This is a genomic window from Serinicoccus sp. JS2-9, assembly GCF_059025165.1.
In genome coordinates, this window is sequence record NZ_CM180091.1 from 2,754,636 (window position 1) to 2,773,860 (window position 19,225).

At 71.1% G+C, this 19,225-nt stretch carries 13 protein-coding genes and 2 rRNA genes; 1 reads left to right on the forward strand and 14 read right to left on the reverse strand.

Annotated elements, in window-relative coordinates; translation table 11 throughout:
- The first annotated feature begins 246 nt into the window (after positions 1-246).
- Complete coding sequence (locus AC5PYY_RS13315; protein WP_493897287.1) at positions 247-1,095, forward strand: hypothetical protein; 849 nt, start codon at positions 247-249, stop codon at positions 1,093-1,095.
- 103 nt (positions 1,096-1,198) lie between these two features.
- Here the strand turns inward: AC5PYY_RS13315 and AC5PYY_RS13320 are convergent, their stop codons facing one another.
- The 14 genes from AC5PYY_RS13320 to AC5PYY_RS13385 all read right to left on the reverse strand — a co-directional run bounded on the left by AC5PYY_RS13320 (position 1,199) and on the right by AC5PYY_RS13385 (position 18,976).
- Positions 1,199-1,804: an NUDIX domain-containing protein gene (locus tag AC5PYY_RS13320; protein ID WP_493897288.1), complete on the reverse strand. Its 606-nt coding sequence runs from the start codon at positions 1,802-1,804 to the stop codon at positions 1,199-1,201.
- Positions 1,801-3,504 (reverse strand): CTP synthase, encoded by a 1,704-nt coding sequence (gene pyrG, locus AC5PYY_RS13325; protein ID WP_493897289.1) that lies wholly within the window; start codon positions 3,502-3,504, stop codon positions 1,801-1,803. The genes AC5PYY_RS13320 and pyrG overlap by 4 nt, the downstream gene beginning before the upstream one ends.
- Before the next feature lie 170 nt (positions 3,505-3,674).
- The gene (locus AC5PYY_RS13330) at positions 3,675-6,650 is read right to left on the reverse strand and encodes a lipid II flippase MurJ (protein ID WP_493897290.1); all 2,976 of its coding nucleotides are present in this window, start codon (positions 6,648-6,650) and stop codon (positions 3,675-3,677) included.
- Positions 6,647-7,453: a hypothetical protein gene (locus AC5PYY_RS13335; protein WP_493897291.1), complete on the reverse strand. Its 807-nt coding sequence runs from the start codon at positions 7,451-7,453 to the stop codon at positions 6,647-6,649. The genes AC5PYY_RS13330 and AC5PYY_RS13335 overlap by 4 nt, the downstream gene beginning before the upstream one ends.
- Complete coding sequence (locus tag AC5PYY_RS13340; protein ID WP_493897292.1) at positions 7,450-8,622, reverse strand: copper transporter; 1,173 nt, start codon at positions 8,620-8,622, stop codon at positions 7,450-7,452. The genes AC5PYY_RS13335 and AC5PYY_RS13340 overlap by 4 nt, the downstream gene beginning before the upstream one ends.
- A complete protein-coding gene (gene steA / locus AC5PYY_RS13345; protein ID WP_493897293.1) occupies positions 8,619-9,797 on the reverse strand; it encodes a putative cytokinetic ring protein SteA in 1,179 nt (392 codons plus the stop codon). Before steA ends, AC5PYY_RS13340 begins: the two co-directional genes overlap by 4 nt.
- Positions 9,794-11,608, reverse strand: coding sequence for a DNA repair protein RecN (recN, locus tag AC5PYY_RS13350; protein WP_493897294.1), 1,815 nt, complete (start codon positions 11,606-11,608; stop codon positions 9,794-9,796). The genes steA and recN overlap by 4 nt, the downstream gene beginning before the upstream one ends.
- Positions 11,605-12,531 carry an NAD kinase gene (locus AC5PYY_RS13355; RefSeq protein ID WP_493897295.1) on the reverse strand — a complete coding sequence of 309 codons (927 nt, stop codon included), beginning with the start codon at positions 12,529-12,531 and terminating at the stop codon, positions 11,605-11,607. Before AC5PYY_RS13355 ends, recN begins: the two co-directional genes overlap by 4 nt.
- The gene (locus tag AC5PYY_RS13360; protein ID WP_493897296.1) at positions 12,528-13,391 is read right to left on the reverse strand and encodes a TlyA family RNA methyltransferase; all 864 of its coding nucleotides are present in this window, start codon (positions 13,389-13,391) and stop codon (positions 12,528-12,530) included. The genes AC5PYY_RS13355 and AC5PYY_RS13360 overlap by 4 nt, the downstream gene beginning before the upstream one ends.
- Positions 13,388-13,624 carry a hypothetical protein gene (locus tag AC5PYY_RS13365; RefSeq protein ID WP_493897297.1) on the reverse strand — a complete coding sequence of 79 codons (237 nt, stop codon included), beginning with the start codon at positions 13,622-13,624 and terminating at the stop codon, positions 13,388-13,390. Before AC5PYY_RS13365 ends, AC5PYY_RS13360 begins: the two co-directional genes overlap by 4 nt.
- A complete protein-coding gene (locus tag AC5PYY_RS13370; protein WP_493897298.1) occupies positions 13,617-14,456 on the reverse strand; it encodes an HAD-IIA family hydrolase in 840 nt (279 codons plus the stop codon). The genes AC5PYY_RS13365 and AC5PYY_RS13370 overlap by 8 nt, the downstream gene beginning before the upstream one ends.
- Positions 14,453-15,193 carry a tetratricopeptide repeat protein gene (locus AC5PYY_RS13375; protein ID WP_493897299.1) on the reverse strand — a complete coding sequence of 247 codons (741 nt, stop codon included), beginning with the start codon at positions 15,191-15,193 and terminating at the stop codon, positions 14,453-14,455. Before AC5PYY_RS13375 ends, AC5PYY_RS13370 begins: the two co-directional genes overlap by 4 nt.
- A gap of 412 nt (positions 15,194-15,605) precedes the next feature.
- A 5S ribosomal RNA gene (gene rrf, locus AC5PYY_RS13380) occupies positions 15,606-15,722 on the reverse strand.
- Positions 15,723-15,838: 116 nt separating this feature from the next.
- Positions 15,839-18,976: ribosomal RNA gene (locus tag AC5PYY_RS13385) — 23S ribosomal RNA — on the reverse strand.
- Positions 18,977-19,225 lie beyond the last annotated feature (249 nt).

Sequence of the window (19,225 nt, forward strand, 5' to 3'; positions counted from 1 at the left end):
CGGAGAGGGTGGAGGACCACCGCCCGGCGATGCCGCTGTGGGCAGCCCGGGAGGTGTGGGCGGGGGCCAGGTCGCGGTGCCACCACACCTTTGCCGAGGAGTCCTCGGCCTCTGCTCGTCGGTCTCGCCGGACGCGCGGCGCCGGTGGCGAAGGAACTGCCGCGGTATGCCGTCGGCCCCCGTCACCGGCGGGTCGTCACCCCGCGCCGGACGCGCCGCCCAGTCTACGCCGTGTCAGGATGAAGCATGACCAGGGACAGCCAGCCCTCGACCGCCGACGCCGAGGCCCCGGCGGGCCCTGGCAGTCAGCCCCTCGCCGAGCCGGGCGGCTCCCCCGAAGCGCCCCCTGACTCCCGACGTCGGCTGCCGGTGCGGGCGATGCTGTCCCTCGCGGTCGCGCTGCTCTGGGCGACCCATGTCGTCGCGTCCTGGGGCGGCGGATACCAGCTCGTCAGCCAGGGGGTCGCCGAGCAGGAGCTCCAGGACGGCACGGTCCGCTCCTACGTGCTCTCCGAGGAGCGCCCAGGCGCACCGTCGGGCCTGGCCACCTGGTGGCAGCGGACCGAGGTGCACACGACCTCGGACCAGGACCGTCTCGACCGGGGCGACGTCACGGTCATCTATGCACCCTCCGGCGCGCGGCCGAGGATCGTCGTCCCGGAGTATGGCCTCCCCGAGGTCGGGAGCTACTTCCAGCTCACCGCCGAGGACGCCAGCTGGTTCGAGCAGGAGCTGGAGGAGCAGGTGGGTGAGCCTGCGAGCACGCTCTGGACCGGCAGGGTGGGGCAGGTCGCTCTCGTGAGCGGACTCCTGCTCGTCGGCGGGGCCCTCATCCACCTGGTCAGCGGGACGCGACCACGCCACGGCACCCGATGGTTCTGGTTCTGGGTGCTCGGCCTGCCCGGGGGCCTCGGCGTTCTCGCCTACGCGCTCTGGGAGATCGGCGGCTGGCGCGACCATCGGGCACCGACCCCGGACACTGTGACGAACCGCGGTGGCTACGGCGTCGTCGTGCTGCTGGTCGGGGGCGGCCTGCTCATCATGACCACCCAGGTGATCTTCCTTCTCATGGGAATCTCGGTCGTCCCGCTCTGACCTGCCCGGTCAGCCCCGCCCCGCCAGCTCCGCCCCGCATTCGACCACCGCTTCTCGCGCACCGGCGCGAGAACCCATGGTCGAATTCTGAGGATGAGTCGCGTCAGCGCTGGTCGCGGGTATGCAGCGCCAGGACCGAGATCATCATCGGTCCGTTGCGCACCTGGCCTCCCAGCACCGCCGCGACGGCGTCGGAGAGCGTGACCCAGCCGCACGGCATACCCGCCTCCTCGCCCTCCCGCGCGTGCCGGTCGGCCTGCGGCACGTCCGACAGACCGGTCGCGACGAAGACGTGGATCGTCTCGTCCAGACCGCCGGGCGAGGGGGTGAAGCTGACCAGCGGCTCCCAGTGCTCGGCCCGCAGGTCGGCCTCCTCGGCCAGCTCGCGGCGGGCGGCCTCGACCGGGGGCTCCCCCTCCACGTCGAGCAGCCCGGCGGGGATCTCCCAGTCCTCGGTGCCGATGGGGTGGCGGTACTGCCGGATGACGAAGAGCTCCGGCTCCCCGCGGTCCTCACGCACCGCGAGCACGGCGACCGCGCCGGTGTGGTGGACGTACTCGCGAGTGGCGAGACCGTCCTCCAGCTCGACCTCGTCACGGAGCACGTCCCACACCGCGCCGTGGACGGCGACCTCGCTGCGACGCACCGGCCGAGGCCCGGGCAGGTCGACGAGCTCGCTCCGCGCGAGCCGTCCGGCGCCGAGCGTCATGCGCGGGCCGCGGGCAGCTCGTGCTGGCGCGGCCTGCCCTCGACCTCGACCAGCCGCTGGCTGCGCTGGGCGTCCAGCGCCGCCTCGACCAGCCCGGCGAAGAGCGGGTGCGCGTGGTCGGGCCGCGACTTGAACTCCGGGTGCGCCTGGGTCGCGACGTAGTAGGGGTGCGTCTCGCGGTCCAGCTCGACGAACTCGACGAGGGTGCCGTCCGGGGACAGGCCGCTGAAGACCAGGCCCGCCGCGGCGAGCTGCTCGCGATAGCCGTTGTTGACCTCATAGCGGTGCCGGTGCCGCTCGGTGACCTCGGTCTGGCCGTAGGCCTCGGCGACCACCGACCCGTCGGCCAGCACCGCGGGGTAGGACCCGAGCCGCATGGTGCCGCCCAGGTCGCCGGCGCCCTCGACGAAGGACTTCTGCTCCTCCATCGTCGCGATGACGGGAGCCTCACTGTCGGGGTCGAACTCGGTCGAGCTGGCGCCCTCGATCCCGGCGACGTGCCGGGCGTGCTCGATGACCATGGCCTGCAGTCCGAGGCAGATGCCGAGCGTCGGCACCTGCCGCTCGCGGGCCCAGCGCAGCGCGCCGATCTTGCCCTCGATGCCCCGCACGCCGAAGCCGCCGGGCACGAGGATCGCGTCGACCCCACCGAGCGCCTTGGTGGCCCCGGCCTCGGTGCGGCACTCGTCGGAGGCGACCCACCGGATGTCGACTCCGGCGTCGTGCCGGAAGCCGCCGGCGCGGATCGCCTCGGTGGTCGACAGGTAGGCGTCCGGCAGGTCGACGTACTTCCCGACCAGCGCGATCTCCACCCGGTGCTCCGGCTCGTGCACCCGCTCCAGCAGCGCGTCCCAGGCCGACCAGTCGACGTCCCGGAAGGGCAGGCCGAGGTGGCGCACGACATACGCGTCGAGCATCTCCCGGTGCAGCACCTTGGGGATGTCGTAGATCGACGGCGCGTCGACGGCCGCGGCGACCGCGTCGGCGTCGACGTCGCACATCATCGAGATCTTGCGCTTGATGCCGGTCGGGATCTCGCGGTCGGCGCGCAGCACGAGCGCGTCGGGGGTGATGCCGACCTGGCGCAGCGCGGCGACGGAGTGCTGGGTGGGCTTGGTCTTCAGCTCGCCGCTCGGCGCGAGGTAGGGCACGAGCGAGACGTGGAGGAAGAAGGAGTTGGCGCGGCCGATGTCGTGCCGCACCTGCCGGGCGGCCTCGAGGAACGGCAGCGACTCGATGTCGCCGACGGTGCCGCCCACCTCGGTGATGATGATGTCGGGGCGCTCGTCGTCGGGGCGCTCGGCCGCCGCCCGCATCCGGGCCTTGATCTCGTTGGTGATGTGCGGGATGACCTGCACCGTGTCGCCCAGGTAGTCCCCGCGCCGCTCCTTGGCGATGACGTCGTTGTAGACCTGCCCGGTCGTGACGTTGGAGCGGCCCCACAGGTCGGTGTTGAGGAAGCGCTCGTAGTGGCCGATGTCCAGGTCGCACTCTGCGCCGTCCTCGGTCACGAAGACCTCGCCGTGCTGGAACGGGTTCATCGTGCCCGGGTCCACGTTGATGTAAGGGTCGAGCTTCTGCATCGTCACCCGCAGCCCCCGGCTGCGGAGCAGGAACCCCAGGCTGGAGGCGGTGAGCCCCTTGCCGAGCGAGGAGGCGACGCCTCCGGTCACAAAGATGTGTTTCGTCGTCTCCGCCACGGGCTTGCAGTCTACGTCACCGTCTCCCGGCTCCAGCACACCCCGTCGGTATGTCGCACACCTCGCCTCGGCAGGGGTTCGGCAGGGCCTGGGGCCCCGCCCTCCCGCCAGAGAAAGGGTGGCGCGCTCCCGTCGAGTGGACGCCCGTGCTGCCCAGGCACGCCGCTCGCTCAGCGCTCGCGGCTGCGTCCGGACGCCAGGACCTGGACGTACGCGGAGTGGGCGGCCGCCACGGCGTCAGCGACCGAGGGCAGCTGCTGCACACGCTCCAGGGCCAGCGCGGACAGCTCCTCGCGTCGGTCCGGATCGGCGAGCAGGTCCGCGAGCGCCGCGGCGAGCGCGGGCACCACGGCCTGGTCGGTGCCGTCGACCAGCACGCCGGCTCCCCCGAGCACGAGGGACGTGCCTCCGACGTCGGTCGCCACGATCGGGGCACCGGCGGCCAGCGCCTCCTGCAGAACGAGCGGCTGCCCCTCCCAGACCGAGCTGGAGATCACCACGTCCGCCGCCGCCAACAGGTGGGGCACGTCGTCGCGGCGACCCAGCCACCGGACCTCCCCCGGAGCGGTCGTGGCGAGCTGGCGCAGGTCGGCCTCCTCCGGGCCCTCGCCGACGACGACCAGGACCGGGAGGTCCGGACGTGCCTGGACCGAGTCGGTCGACCCCGTCACAGCAGGTCGTGTCGTCGGTCCGTAGGACTCAGGGGTTGCCGGTCCGGCGCGGTCGCGCAGCAGGTGGTGGTAGGCCGAGATCGCCGCGCCGATCCGCTTCTGCGGTGCCAGCCGTCCAGCGGTGAGCAGCACCAGTCGGCCCGGGTCGAGGCCGAGCTCGTCGCGCAGGTCGCGCCGGGCTCGAGCGCGGGCGGCCGGGTCGAGCGGTGTGACGTCGGCGGGCACCACGGCGAGGGCCGTGGCGCGAGCACCTCGGGCCATGGCGCGACGGACGAGGTCCGGAGAGACGCCGAGGACGAGGTCGGCGCGCCGGCACACCAGCCGCTCCAGAATCGCGTAGACGGCTCCGGCCCGGCCTGCGGGCGGACCGTTGTGCGAGGTGACCACCACCGGCGGGCCAGCACCTCGCCGGGAGAGCACGACCGCCGCCCCGGCGCGGACCCCGTGGGCGTGCACGACGTCGGCCTCGTCGACGGCCCGCCGCAGACGGCGTCGAACCGGTCGGGTCAGCCCGCCGCGCGCCTGGCTACCCAGGGCCACCTCGACCACCCGCGCGCCGGTGTCCGCGAGCTCGAACCGGTGCGCCACCTCGGACGGGCAGGCCACGGTGATGTCGTGCCCGTCGGCGACCAGGCCGGCGGCCAGCTGGCGCACGTGCTGGCCCACGCCGCCTCCGACCACCGCCGCGACGAGCAGGACCCGCGCGGGCGCGGCCGTCTCCTGCGACGAGGATCGGTGCGGCTGGACCGATCCTCCACGCTCGATCGGCTCCCCCCGGTGAGGATCGGTGCGGCTGGACCGATCATCACCAGGGTCAGGCCGAGCCGTCGCCGCGGGTCGGGACCGCTGGAGGCGAGCCCGGATCACCGACCACGTCTGCCGGTCGAGCAGGGCGATCGCCAGGACGACCCCGCCCACCGCGAGCAGACCTCGGCAGGCGCCCCACAGCACGGCCCCCGCCCAGCCTGCCGGCGCCACGGGCACCCACGCGCCCGCGGCCACCCCGACTCCCGCACCGAGCAGCGCCACCAGCAGGGCGCGACCCAGCCCGCGCAGCGACTCCCGGCCCCACGCCTCGCGGACCAGGACGGCGAGCGCGATCCCGGCGATCGTCATCCCGATGCTGGAGCCGACCGCGAGCGCCACCAGGATCTGGCCGATCGTCTCCGCCGCCCCCGTGAGCACCAGCAGCAGCGGGACCACACCAGCGACCGCCCACCCGAGGACCGCCCCGACCGCGGCGGCGCGGGGCCGGTGCGCGGCGTAGAGCGCGCGGGTGCAGACCGCGACGAGCGCGAAGCCGACGAGCCCCGGCGCGAGCGCCCCCAGGGTGGCGGGCAGCGCCTCCAACGTCGCCCGGCCCGCCGAGTCCCGTCCCCGGTCCAGGGCGAGGAAGACGGTGCCGACCTCCGCGCGAGCTGCCACGATCGCCCCCGTCCCTGCGACACCGGCGACGACCCCAGCGAGGACGGTATGCCGCAACGTCCGGGCCGCGTGCGGGCGAGCGTCGGTCAGGCGCGGGAAGGCGGCGGTGGCCAGCGGCACGACGAGCACGGCGTAGGGCAGCAGGTAGACGGTCTGGGCATAGTTCCAGACCGCGATGCCGCCCACGCCAGAGCGGCCGGTCAGGAGCAGCACGACGACGGTGAAGAGCTGCTGGGCGCCGACCGCGGCCAGCCCCGCCACGGCCAACGCCCCTGCCACCCGGCCCGCGCCGACGGGAAAGCGCAGCGTCGGCCGCCACCGAATGCCGAGGCGGACGGCCGGCACGAGCAACGGCAGGCTGAGGGCGGCCACCCCCAGCGTCGTCCCGCCGGCCAGCAGCACGAAGGACCGGGTGGGGAGGTCGGCGAGCGGCGCCGTCGCATCGTGGAGCGCGCCGAAGGCGAGGTAGACGGCGATGACGACGACGCTGGACAGCAGCGGGGCGAGGGCCGCCGCGACGAAGCGCCGGTGCGCCTGCAGCACCCCGGTCAGGACGATGCCGAGGCCGTAGAGCACGATCTGCGGAGCGAAGAGGAGCAGCATGAGCCGCCCCACCTCGCGGGCCTGGTCCGGGGCACAGCTTGCCCCCGAGGAGTCTGTCGACGCGTCGCCACCGAGCAGCACGGCGGCGATCGGCCCCGCCGCGAGCGCCACGAACAGGGCCAGCGGCAGCAGGACGACCAGGCTCCAGCCGAGCAGGGCCGAGGCCGTGCGGTCGGCCAGGTCCTCCTCGCCGCGGCCGAGGTGGCGGGCGACCAGGGGCACGGCGACCGCGGCGAGCGCCCCGCCGGCGGCGATCTCGAAGAGCACGTTGGGGAGCTGGTTGAGGGTCGCGTAGACCTCACCGACGCAGGTCACCCCCACCGCGTGCGAGAAGGCGACCCAGCGTGCCACCCCGACGACGCGGGAGAGCAGCGTCAGCACCGCGACCGTGCCGGCCGCGGCGAGCAGCCCCTGCGCCCCGAGCCGCCCACTCGGGCCGCCGCTCACGCCCGGCCCCACCGGTCCAGCTCCCGGAGCACCGGGGTCCGCTCGATCACCTGGGTGAAGCTGACCTTTTCGCTGAGGAGCGTCAACCCGACGACGGCCCCCAGAGCCAGGCCCCGGCCCCTGCCGCCGAGCCGCTGTGCCGCGGCCAGACCCACCGCGGCGCCGAGCGCGTTGGCCCCCGTGTCACCGAGCATCGACGCACCCGCGAGATCGTCGGGGAGCACCACGCTCCCGGCGCCAGCTATCGCCGCCGCAGCAGGATGTGCCCCCAGCGGCAGCGCCAGCGCCAGGCCGACCTTGAGCGCCCGGCCCGGCCGGAGGTCGAAGAGGTTGGCGAGGTTGGCGCCGCCTGCGACCAGGGCCGCGCCGGCGAGCGAGGGCATACCGAGTGGTCGCCCCACACGGCGGTCCGACCACAGCACCGACACCAGACCCGCCTCCACGAGGACCACGACCTTGATCGCTCCCGTGGTCACCTGGCCCCGACCCAGCGCGGCGAGGTGGCCCCGGAGCCCTTTGGCGGCACTGCCCCCACCCAGGTCGTCCAGCGCACCGACGGCGCCCGCCTGCAGCACCGCGCAGGCGGCGGGCGGGTCGACGACGACGAGCGGGAGCGACGTGCCGACCGCGAGCGCGACGCCCTCGGTCAGCGTCACCGGGTCTCCCCGGTGGTTGGTGCGCTCCCACCGGGCGCTGCCGCCGAGCCACCGTCCGCGGCGGTGCAGCCCGCGCAGGACGGCGGTGCCTGCGGCGCCGAGCAGCGCCGTCGCCACCGGCGTGGCGGCCGCATGCGCTCCTGTCACGGCGCCGTGCTGGCATCTGGGTCGTCGACAGCGCCCTCCGCGGCGTCATCCACGGACCCTTCGTCCAGGTCGACGGCGTTGGCGTCCTCGTCCAGGTCGTCGCCGGACTCGTCGACGGGCGGCTCGACCGGGACCGGGTCCGTGATCGGGGCGTCCCCCGGGGTGGGGTCGTTGGCCACCCGCAACGGTGGGGCGGCCGGCACCGGTGCCTCAGCTCCCTCACCGAGGCCGTACTGCCCGGCTTCCTCCTGCATCTCCCAGGCGAGCGCCAGGGCAGCCGCCACCTGTCCGCCCGCTCCCTCCAGGTCATCAACCGTCGAGGCATCCGCCCGGAGCGAGGAGGACTCCCGCACGGCCTGCACCAGAGGGTCAAGGCCTCCTCCGGGCGACGCGGCACCCTCCTCGGTCCCCGCCGTCGCGACGACGAGCGGCACGTCCAGCTCGACCAGCGCGGCGACGAGGTCGAGCCGGCGCTCGAGGGCGGCACGAGCCTCGGCATCCTCCGGCTCCTCCGCCAGGACGGAGAGCCCGCCCCCGACCACCAGCAGCGCCTCCGGGGGACGACGGTCGGTGACCTGACCACCGCCCTCGACCCAAGTGAGGTCCAGCAGGCCCTCCTCCTGCAGCCGCTCACCCGCCGCGAGCCAGGAACCGAGCTGACCCTCCTGGTCGGCCCCCGCCAGCGTCGCCGCGAGGATGCCGCCGAGCGTCAGCTCACCGTCCACCTCGGGCACCACCAGGCCGGCGGCCAGCTCGTCGAGGAAGGCCGACGCCTCGTCCCCCGAGCCCGGCTCCACCTCCCACGCCGCGTCCAGGTCCGCCTCGAGCACGACCGCCCCGCCCGCCTCCTCGACGCGGTCCTGCGCGAGCGCGACGTGGTCGCGATCCGCGCCCGGGAGCACGACCACACCGATCCGCGACCCGGACAGCGTGCCGCTCACCCCGCGCGCGCCCAGCAGCTCGACGGTCTCGTCCTTGGCGTCCGCGCGGGCGTCCGCCGCCTCGAGCTCGGTGCGCAGCTCGGTGCGTTCGGTGCGCAGCTGGGCCACCTCCTCGTCCAGGGTCTCGGAGATCCCCTCGCGCAACGGGCCGGCGCCCAGCACGATCCCCACGGCCAGCGCGATGAAGACCGCGACCAGCGACACGAGGTGGTAGCGGAAATCGATCACGAGAACAGCCCTTCGACCCAGGCCCAGACGTCGTCCCATCGTACGGCGAGCACCCCGAGCAGAGCCCGACCGCCAGGCGTCACCGCGAGCGCCACCAGCAGCGCGAACAACCCCGCCAGCACCAGCCAGACGAGCGACACCGTGGGGATGCGCGAGCGGTAGAGCAGGCTCACCCCCTTGGCGTCCACCAGCTTGCTGCCGACGCGCAGCCGGGTGAGGAAGGTGCTGGCCATCCCCTGCCGCCCCTTGTCGAGGAACTCCACCAGCGTGGCGTGCGTGCCGACCGCGACGATGAGCTCCGCGCCGAGCTCGTCGGCGAGCAGCATCGCGATGTCCTCGCTCGTGCCCGGCGCGGGCAGCACGACGGCGTCGCTCACCCCGAGGGCCTCGACCCGCTCCAGCCCGGGTGCCCGGCCGTCGCGGTAGGCGTGGACGACGAGCTCGGCGCCGCTCGTCAGCGCGGCGTCCGACACCGAGTCCATGTCGCCCACGATGAGGTCCGGTGTATGCCCCATCTCGAGGAGGGCGTCGGCCCCGCCGTCCACCCCGATGAGCACGGGGCGGGCCTCCCGCAGGAAGGGTCGAAGGGTCTGGAGATCTTCCTTGTAGTGATATCCACGCACCACGACGAGCGCATACCGCCCGGTGAAACTCGTGCGAAGGTCGGGGACACCGATGCCGTCCAGCAGCAGCTCCCGCTCGGCCCGGACGTACTGCATGGTGTTGTGGGAGAACTTCTCGATCTGCTCCGAGAGGTTGCCGCGCGCCGCCTCGTGCTGCTCGGCGATGAGGTCCTCGTCCATCCGGCTCCCCCGGCCGAGCACCTGGCCGCCCACGCGGAGCTCGTCCCCGACGACCGTGGCGCTCGCGCCCTCGGAGACCTCCATCGCGGTCGGCCCGACGCGGTCCAGCAGCGGGATCCCCGCCTCCAGCAGGATCTGCGGCCCCATGTTGGGGTAGGCCCCGGTCGTCGACGCGGCCGCGTTGACGACCGCCGCGGGGGCGCAGGCGACGAGCGCGTTGGCGCTCACCTGGTCCAGGTCGGCGTGGTCGATCACGGCGATGTCACCCGCCTGGAGCCGCGCCGTGAGCTTCTTGGTCCGGGGGTCGACGCGCGCGGTCCCGGTGATGGGGACCGTCGGGTCGGGGTGCCGGGTCCGGCGGGCGCTGCTCATCCGGCGTCCATCGTCGCACGCCGCGACAGCAGCTCCCGGGCGTGCTCGAGGGCCGCGTCGGAGTCGGAGACCCCGCCGAGCATGCGGGCCAGCTCGGCCTCGCGGTCCGCGCCCTCGACGGCCACCACGCCGCTGCGGGTGACCTGTCCGTCACTGCTCTTGCGCACGACGAGGTGCCGGTCCGCCTGGGCCGCGACCTGTCCCAGGTGGGTGACGACCACGACCTGCGCGTGCCGGCCCAGCCGGGCCAGACGGGCTCCCAGGTCCAGGGCGGCCGCGCCACCGACGCCGGCGTCCACCTCGTCGAAGACGTAGGTCGGCACGCTGCCGTCGCCGCACACGAGCTCCAGGGCCAGCATGACTCGGGAGAGCTCACCACCGGAGGCGGCGCGCGTCACCGAGCGGGAGGGCGCACCGGTGTTGGCCGCGAGACGGATCTCGACGACGTCCAGCCCGTGCCGGGCGGCGAGCGCCCGCCCTCCGTCGGGGAGCGGCACGCTGTCGTCGTGAGCGGCCTCGACCGATCCGGGCTCGCTGTCGACCGGCTGTGGCCGACTGGCGGGAGGATCGGTCCGCGGCTGGCGCAGCTCCACCGACACCTCCACGGTGGCCGACCCCATGGCCAGGTGCGCGAGCTCGGCGGTGACCTCCTGCCCGATCCGCTGCGCGGTCGTCCGCCTCACCTCCCCCAGCGCGGCCCCCGTCGCGCCGACCCGGGAGCGGAGGTCGGCCAGCTCCTCACGCAGCCGCGCCAGGTCGTCCTCCGAGACGTCGAGCGACGCGAGCTCCCGGGCCGCCTCCTGGGCGAACCGCAGCACCTCCTGGGTGCTGGGGCCGTAGCGCCGCAGCAGGGTGGTGAGCTCCGCGCGCCGGCCGTGCACCGCGTCCAGACGCTCGGGATCGACCTCGATCCCGCCGGCGTAGGTCGCGAGGTCCGGCGCGAGGTCCGCGGCGAGATAGCTCAGCTCCTGGATCCGGCGCAGCAGCGCCGCCAGGTCGGCGTCGTGCTCCGCAGCGGTGCCCAGCGCCGCGCTCGCCTCGGCGAGCAGGCCGGTGACCGAGGGCGTGTCGACGGCTCCGGTCACGGGATCGCCCCCGACGAGGGCGTCGTGGCCGGCGAGGGCGGCTGCCCGCAGCTCCTCGGCGTGGGTGAGCCGGTCCGACTCGGCCCGGAGCTCGTCCTCCTCTCCCTCGGCCGGGTCGACCTGCTCGATCTCCTCCAGCGCCGTGCGCAGCGCCCCCACCCGCAGCGACCGGTCCGCCGCCGAACGCTGCAGCTCGGCGAGCCGGTCCCGGGCGGTCAGCCACGCGGCATACGCCTCGTCGTAGTCGGTCCGCGCCGAGGCGACCGCCTCACCCCCCGCGAGGTCGAGGAGCAGCCGGTGCTGGTCGGCGTCCCGGAGCCGCCACTGGTCGGCCTGGCCGTGTACGGCGACGAGGTGTCGGCCGACCTCGGCGAGCACCGAGACGGGAGCGGCGCGTCCACCGACGCTGGCTCGCGAGCGTCCCTCGGCCGCCACCGAGCGCACCAGGATGAGGCCCTCGTCGGCGTCACCGCCGGCCTCGTCGACGCGCCGCGCCGCCGGGTGGTCCGGTGCGACGTCGACCTCGCCCTCGACGACCGCACGGTCGGCGCCGGCCCGCACCAGGCCAGGGTCTGCGCGTTCACCCAGCAGCAGACCGAGCCCGCTGACCACCATGGTCTTCCCCGCACCGGTCTCGCCGGTGATGACGTTGAGGCCGTCCACGAGGTCGACCTCGGCCTCCTCGATCACCCCCAGCTGCTGGATCCGGATGCGCCGCAGCGTCACGCCTCGCCCCCGGACCCTCCGGCGGGGCCCCGCCACCCCGTCACGGGGAGTGCGAACTTCGCGACGAGGCGGTCCGTGAACGGGCCGGTGCCCAGCCGGGCCAGCCGGACCGGGGTCCCGGAGCGGCGAACCTCGATGCGTGCGCCGGGTGGCAGCTCGACCGTGCGGCGCCCGTCGCACCACATGACTCCGGTGACGTGGTTGTGCGGCACGACCTCGACCGCGAGGTGGGTGTCCGGTCCGAGCACCACTGGTCGGGCGAAGAGGGCGTGCGCCGAGATCGGCACCACGAGCAGGGCCTCGACGTCGGGCCAGACCACCGGCCCACCGCCGGAGAAGGCGTAGGCGGTCGACCCCGTCGGCGTGGCCATGACCACCCCGTCGCACCCCCAGGTCGACAACGGCCGGCCGTCGACCTCCACGGCCAGCTCGAGCATCCGCTCCCGGGCCGACTTCTCCACGCTGGCCTCGTTGAGCGCCCAGTTGCGGCACACGATCTGGCCCTCGTGCAGCACGTCGACCTCGAGGGTCATCCGCTCCTCGACGTGGTAGTCGCGATGGACGATGCGGGCGATGATCGCCTCGATGTCGTCCTTCTCCGCCTCGGCCAGGAAGCCAACCCGACCCAGGTTGACCCCGAGCAACGGCGTGCCCGCCGGCCGGGCCACCTCCGCGCCCCGCAGGATCGTGCCGTCCCCGCCGAAGACGACGACCAGCTCGCACCCCGACGCGTCCACGTGGGCCGGCACCGGGCTCTTGAGCGCGACCACCTCGGTGTCGGTGACCACCTGGTGGGTCGGCTCGGACTCGGGGACCACCTCGACCGTGATGCCGTGGGCACCCAGCCGCTCCGCGAAAACGGCTGCCAGGTCGGGGACGTCGGAACGGGTCGGATGGGTCACCAGCATGATCCGTCGCGTCATCGGTCCTCCTCCTGCGTCAGAGCCCTCGCCCGCGCCGCCAGGACGTCCGGCGCGGGGCCACAGCCCATCATGCCGTCCGGACGGTCCTCGCCCGGCCTCGGGTGGACGCCGTGCCGCAGCCACCAGAGATATTCGACGTTGCCGTGCCCACCCCGCACCGGCGACCGTTCCAGCCCCTGGGGGCACAGCCCGCACCCGCGGGCGCGGAGGTCGAGGTCGACCAGCACCTGGTGCCGGGCCGCGCCGGAGCGCACGACACCGCCCTTGCCCAGGGCGGTCCGTCCGACCTCGAACTGCGGCTTGACCAGGAGCACGAGGTCGGCCCCCGGCTGGGTCAACTCCGTCAGCACCGGCAGGACCAGCTGGAGGGAGATGAAGGACAGGTCGCCGACGAGCAGCTCGACCGGTCCGCCGAGGTCTGCCGCCGCCACGTCGCGCACCGAGACACCTTGCAGGTCCGTGACCCGGGGATCCCGCGCCAGCATCGGGTCGAGCTGGCCCTGGCCGACGTCGAGGGAGATGACCGAGCGGGCGCCGTGCTCGAGGAGCACCTGGGTGAACCCACCGGTGGACGCGCCGACGTCCAGGCAGCGTCGGAAACCGGCGTCGACGCCGAAGGTCCGCAGCGCGTGCTCCAGCTTGAGCGCGCCGCGGCCGACCCAGCCGCGCCGGATCCACTCCGCGTCACCCCCCGACCCGGTGCCCTCGAGGGTGATCCGCTGGCCGTCGACCGGATGCGAAGGTCGGGTGGTGACGTGGCCGTCCACGAGCACCAGCCCCGACCGCACCAGGGTCTGAGCCTGGCTGCGCGAGGGCGCCAGGCCCCGGGAGACGAGGGCGACGTCGAGCCGCTGGCTCACCTGGGTCCTGGTCGGGCACTGCCGGGCGGGTCGGGCTCGGGCGAGGTCAGCCTGGTCTGCAGTCGGCGGTGCGCCTCGGAGAGCGCGTCCACCTGGTCGGCGTCCTCGTCGGCCAACGTCTCGTCCAGGGTGCGCAGCGTCTGATCCACCTGGTCGTCACCCGTGGCGGGGCGCCCCTGGCCCACCGGGGCCTCGTGATGGTCGGCGTGGCCGTCGGTGCCGTGCTCAGTCATCGTCGCTCCAGAGGTGCTGCAGGTCGGAGATCGTGCCCACGACGTCGTCAGGCCGGTGGTCCTCCACCGCGTGCTCGGCCTCCTCACGCGTCGACACCCCGGTGAGGACCAGCGCGCTGCGCAGACCCACGGCCCGGGCGCCGGCAATATCCGTGTCGAGGCGGTCACCGATCATGAGCGCCTCCTCTCGAGGCACGTCCAGCCGGGCCAGGGCGACCTCGTAGGCGGGCGCGTGCGGCTTGCCGGTCACCGTCGGCCTCTCACCGGTGGCGTGCGCCAACGCCGCGACCAGCGACCCGTTGCCGGGGGCCAGCCCACGCTCGGTCGGCAGGGTCGCGTCGTCGTTGGTCGCCATCCAGGTGGCGCCGGCACGGATCCGGTATGCCGCCTCCGCCAGCTCCGGCACGCTCACCGTGGGGCCGTAGCCCTGGACGACCGCGCCGATGGTCTCGGCCCGCCCGGCGGCATCGAGCTCGCGCGCCTCCTCGTGGGAGCAGGGGTCGAAGCCGGCCTCCCGCAGCGCCTGCGCGACCCCCGGACCGCCGACGGCCAAGATCCGGCCGTCCTCGAGCAGGTCCGCCCGCTGCCGAGCCAGCACATCAGCCGCCACCTGGGAGGCCGTGAGCACGTCGTCGGCCCCGGCGGGAACCCCGAGGGAGGCCAACTGCTCGGCGACGTCCTGCGGTGAGCGGGACGCGTTGTTGGTCATGAAGAGCACCCGCACCCCCGCCTGCCGGGCGCTCAGCAGCCCGTCGACGGCACCGGGGCAGGGTTCCTGGGCGCGGTAGACGACACCGTCCAGGTCGCAGAGGATGCCCCGGACCAGAGTCACGGCCTGCCCTCGGTCTCCCGGGGCGCGTCGGTGCCGCCATGCTCATCGCCGTCGCCGCCCTGGCTGTCATCGTCGTCGTCGAGGTCGACCACCCAGGGCTCGACGTCCCCGCCGAGGAGCTCGACCGCGTCGGTCTCCCCGTGAGCGTCCGCGACAGCCGCCCGCGTGTACCACTCCTGGGCGTCCGCCGCCCGGCCGTCGGCCTCCAGCGCTGCGGCGTAGGCGTAGCGCAGCCGCGCCGCCCAGGGCTCCTTGCCGGTGCCCGACATCACGAGATCACGCAGGTGGAGCACTCCGGCGGCGTGCTGCCCCAGGTCGCCCCTGGCGCCGGCGACCACGATGGCCAGCTCGATCTGCTCGGCGCGGCCCAGCCGGGCGGCTTCGGGTGTCGCGGCCAGGTCCAGCGCCCGCTCCGGGCGGCCCAGTCCGCGCTCGGTGTCGGCGATGAGCGGGAGAAGGTGGTCGCTGCCCGACAGTCGGCGCGCGGTGCGGAACTCGGCCAGAGCCTTGCTCCACTCGCCGCGGCGGTAGTGCACCACCCCGAGCGTCTCTCGCACACCTGCGACGCGCCCGGCCCGCCGCGCCGCCGTCTGCGCGTGCTCCAGCGCGAGATCGAAGTCCTCGGCATCCAGCGCGCGGCCCACCATGACCAGGTGGCCTCCGACACCCTCGGCGTTCTCCTTGCTCAGGGTCCGCAGCTCTGAGCGCAACGAGCGGTCCAGCCCGCCGGCATCCACCCCTTCGGGCAGCTCCGGCTCGCGCGGCCGAGGTGGACGGTCCTCGCGCGGCGCCCGACGCCCCTCTCGATCATCGGACCACCCGCGTCCCTCACGGTCGTGTCGCCGGGGACCCCGCCGTTCGTCCGCACCGCTGGTGCGTCGCGGGCCCCCGCGGTCCCCGCGCCACCCCGAGCGGTCGTCGCGCCCGCGGTCGTCCCGTCCTCGGTCGTCGCGTGGACGCCCCGCTCGCGGCCCGCCCGGGCGTCCGCCACTCCCGCTGCGCGCCTGCCGGTTCCGGTCACGGTCCTTGTCCTCCACGCTGGATCCTCTCTCCTGGACGCGTCCCTAGTCTGCCAAAGGCAGCGGGATATGACGAAGGGCCTTGGCCTGCACCGCGTGGTGCTGGCCAAGGCCCTTCGTGCTAAAAGAAGTCCGGCGGTGTCCTACTCTCCCACACTGTTTCCGGTGCAGTACCATCGGCGCTGTCAGGCTTAGCTTCCGGGTTCGGAATGTGGCCGGGCGTTTCCCTGACGCTATGACCGCCGTAACGTGGTCGACCCTGTGGGTGTCCCTGTGTCACAACATGGTTGGTGTTGTTGTGGTGGGGGTGTGGTTGTGGGTCGGGAACCGTGCAGTGGACGCGAGCATTGTGTTTGTGTGTGTGTTGTTAAGTTGTCGGCTTATTAGTACCGGTCAGCTCCGCACATTGCTGTGCTTCCACGTCCGGCCTATCAACCCAGTCGTCTAGCTGGGAGCCTCTCCACCCCGGTGGGGTGTTGGAAACCTCATCTTGAAGTGTGCTTCCCGCTTAGATGCTTTCAGCGGTTATCACGTCCGAACGTAGCTAATCAGCGGTGCCCTTGGCAGGACAACTGACACACCAGAGGTTCGTCCATCCCGGTCCTCTCGTACTAGGGACAGCTCTTCTCAAGTTTCCTCCGCGCGCAGCGGATAGGGACCGAACTGTCTCACGACGTTCTAAACCCAGCTCGCGTACCGCTTTAATGGGCGAACAGCCCAACCCTTGGGACCGACTCCAGCCCCAGGATGCGACGAGCCGACATCGAGGTGCCAAACCATGCCGTCGATATGAGCTCTTGGGCAGGATCAGCCTGTTATCCCCGGGGTACCTTTTATCCGTTGAGCGACGGCGCTTCCACAAGCCACCGTCGGGTCACTAGTCCCGACTTTCGTCTCTGCTTGACATGTCTGTCTCACAGTCAAGCTCCCTTGTGCACTTACACTCGCCACCTGATTGCCAACCAGGCTGAGGGAACCTTTGGGCGCCTCCGTTACTCTTTGGGAGGCAACCGCCCCAGTTAAACTACCCACCAGGCACTGTCCCTGATCCGGATCACGGACCGAGGTTAGACATCCAGAACGACCAGAGTGGTATTTCAACGATGACTCCACGACCACTGGCGTGGCCGCTTCATAGTCTCCCACCTATCCTACACAAGCCGTACCGAACACCAATACCAAGCTATAGTAAAGGTCCCGGGGTCTTTCCGTCCTGCTGCGCGTAACGAGCATCTTTACTCGTAGTGCAATTTCGCCGAGTTCGCGGTTGAGACAGTGGAGAAGTCGTTACGCCATTCGTGCAGGTCGGAACTTACCCGACAAGGAATTTCGCTACCTTAGGATGGTTATAGTTACCACCGCCGTTTACTGGCGCTTAAGTTCAGAGCGTCACCCACGAATGAGTTAACCCGTCCCCTTAACGTTCCAGCACCGGGCAGGCGTCAGTCCGTATACATCGTCTTGCGACTTCGCACGGACCTGTGTTTTTAGTAAACAGTCGCTTCTCCCTGGTCTCTGCGGCCGTCAACGCTAACCCGCAAAGGGGTTTCACGTCTACGGCCCCCCTTCTCCCGAAGTTACGGGGGCATTTTGCCGAGTTCCTTAACCACGATTCACTCGATCGCCTTGGTATTCTCTACCTAACCACCTGAGTCGGTTTGGGGTACGGGCGGCTCGAACCTCGCTAGGAACTTTTCTTGGCAGCATAGGATCACCCTGCTTCCCGCATACGCGGTCACGATCAAGCCTCGGGCACTGATGGGGCGGATTTACCACTCCCCGGCCCTGCGCTCTTCGACGTGGACAACCATCGCCACGCGGAGGCTACCTTCCTGCGTCCTTCCATCGCTTACCTACTACCGGCTCGGGTCACGCGTTCCACCACCCGGCCCCACACCCGAAGGTGTGAAGCTATGGACGGCTTCAGGCGCTTAGCATCACCGGATTCAGTACTGGGCGGTTCTTCGCCGGTTCCGGAATATCAACCGGATGTCCATCGACTACGCCTGTCGGCCTCGCCTTAGGTCCCGACTTACCCAGGGCAGATTAGCTTGACCCTGGAACCCTTGGTTATTCGGCGGAAGAGTTTCTCACTCTTCATTCGCTACTCATGCCTGCATTCTCACTCGTGCCGGATCCACACCTCGATCACTCGGATGCTTCACTCCCGGCACGACGCTCCCCTACCCACCAACACGCCTGAACACCACCACAAGTGGAGGTGCTGAGCAATAATGTTGGTGCCACAGCTTCGGTGGTGTGCTTGAGCCCCGCTACATTGTCGGCGCGGAATCACTTGACCAGTGAGCTATTACGCACTCTTTCAAGGGTGGCTGCTTCTAAGCCAACCTCCTGGTTGTCTTCGCAACTCCACATCCTTTCCCACTTAGCACACGCTTAGGGACCTTAGCTGGTGATCTGGGCTGTTTCCCTCTCGACTACGAAGCTTATCCCCCGCAGTCTCACTGCCATGCTCTCACTTACCGGCATTCGGAGTTTGGCTGACGTCAGTAACCCGGTAGGGCCCATCAGCCATCCAGTAGCTCTACCTCCGGCAAGAAACACATGACGCTGCACCTAAATGCATTTCGGGGAGAACCAGCTATCACGGAGTTTGATTGGCCTTTCACCCCTACCCACAGCTCATCCCCTCAGTTTTCAACCTAAGTGGGTTCGGGCCTCCACGCGGTCTTACCCGCGCTTCACCCTGGCCATGGGTAGATCACTCCGCTTCGGGTCTAGACCCAGCGACTCATACGCCCTGTTCGGACTCGCTTTCGCTACGGCTTCCCCACACGGGTTAACCTCGCCACTGAGCACTAACTCGCAGGCTCATTCTTCAAAAGGCACGCCGTCACCCACCAACAGGCAGGCTCCGACGGATTGTAAGCGCACGGTTTCAGGAACTATTTCACTCCCCTCCCGGGGTACTTTTCACCTTTCCCTCACGGTACTTGTCCGCTATCGGTCACTAGGGAATATTTAGGCTTAGCAGGTGGTCCTGCCAGATTCGTACGGGATTTCTCGGGCCCCGTACTACTCGGGAAGATGTCACACGCAGTCACGGATGTTTCGGCTACCGGGGTCTCACCGTCTACGCCAGGCCTTTCCAGACCTTTCACCTACACCACGCGATTTCTCACTGCGCACCAGGCGGATAGACCCGGTACGAACACTCCCACAACCCCACGACTGCAACCCCTACCCGGTATCACACAGCCGCGGTTTAGCCTCATCCGCTTTCGCTCGCCACTACTCACGGAATCACATGTTGTTTTCTCTTCCTGTGGGTACTGAGATGTTTCACTTCCCCACGTTCCCTCCACACACCCTATACATTCAGGTGCGGGTGACCAGCGATGAAACTGGCCGGGTTTCCCCATTCGGACACCCTCGGATCACAGTCTGGTTATCGACTCCCCGAGGCTTATCGCAGATTCCTACGTCCTTCTTCGGTTCCTAGTGCCAAGGCATCCACCGTGCGCTCTTAAAAACTTAACAAAACAAGCCACAAAGATGCTCGCGTCCACTGTACAGTTCTCAACCAACAACCAGCCACCACCAGGCACAACCAGCCACCACACACCCCCACCCACCACACACACCGCAGTGCACGTCGTGGGACACGGAGCGGGTATGACCGAACCCAGCAGCCCCAGCCACCGAAAAACCCGACCACCACCCAGACCGAGAACCCACAAAGCTCCCAACCCAGACAGGGGTCCGATCCTTCAGGACCCAACAGCGTGT

Bases quoted from the DNA above. Each gene is read 5' to 3' on its own strand.
- AC5PYY_RS13315 (WP_493897287.1), top strand. From the start codon at position 247: ATGACCAGGGACAGCCAGCCCTCGACCGCCGACGCCGAGGCCCCGGCG.
- AC5PYY_RS13320 (WP_493897288.1), bottom strand. From the start codon at position 1,804: ATGACGCTCGGCGCCGGACGGCTCGCGCGGAGCGAGCTCGTCGACCTG.
- steA (WP_493897293.1), bottom strand. From the start codon at position 9,797: ATGAGCAGCGCCCGCCGGACCCGGCACCCCGACCCGACGGTCCCCATC.
- AC5PYY_RS13355 (WP_493897295.1), bottom strand. From the start codon at position 12,531: ATGACGCGACGGATCATGCTGGTGACCCATCCGACCCGTTCCGACGTC.
- AC5PYY_RS13365 (WP_493897297.1), bottom strand. From the start codon at position 13,624: ATGACTGAGCACGGCACCGACGGCCACGCCGACCATCACGAGGCCCCG.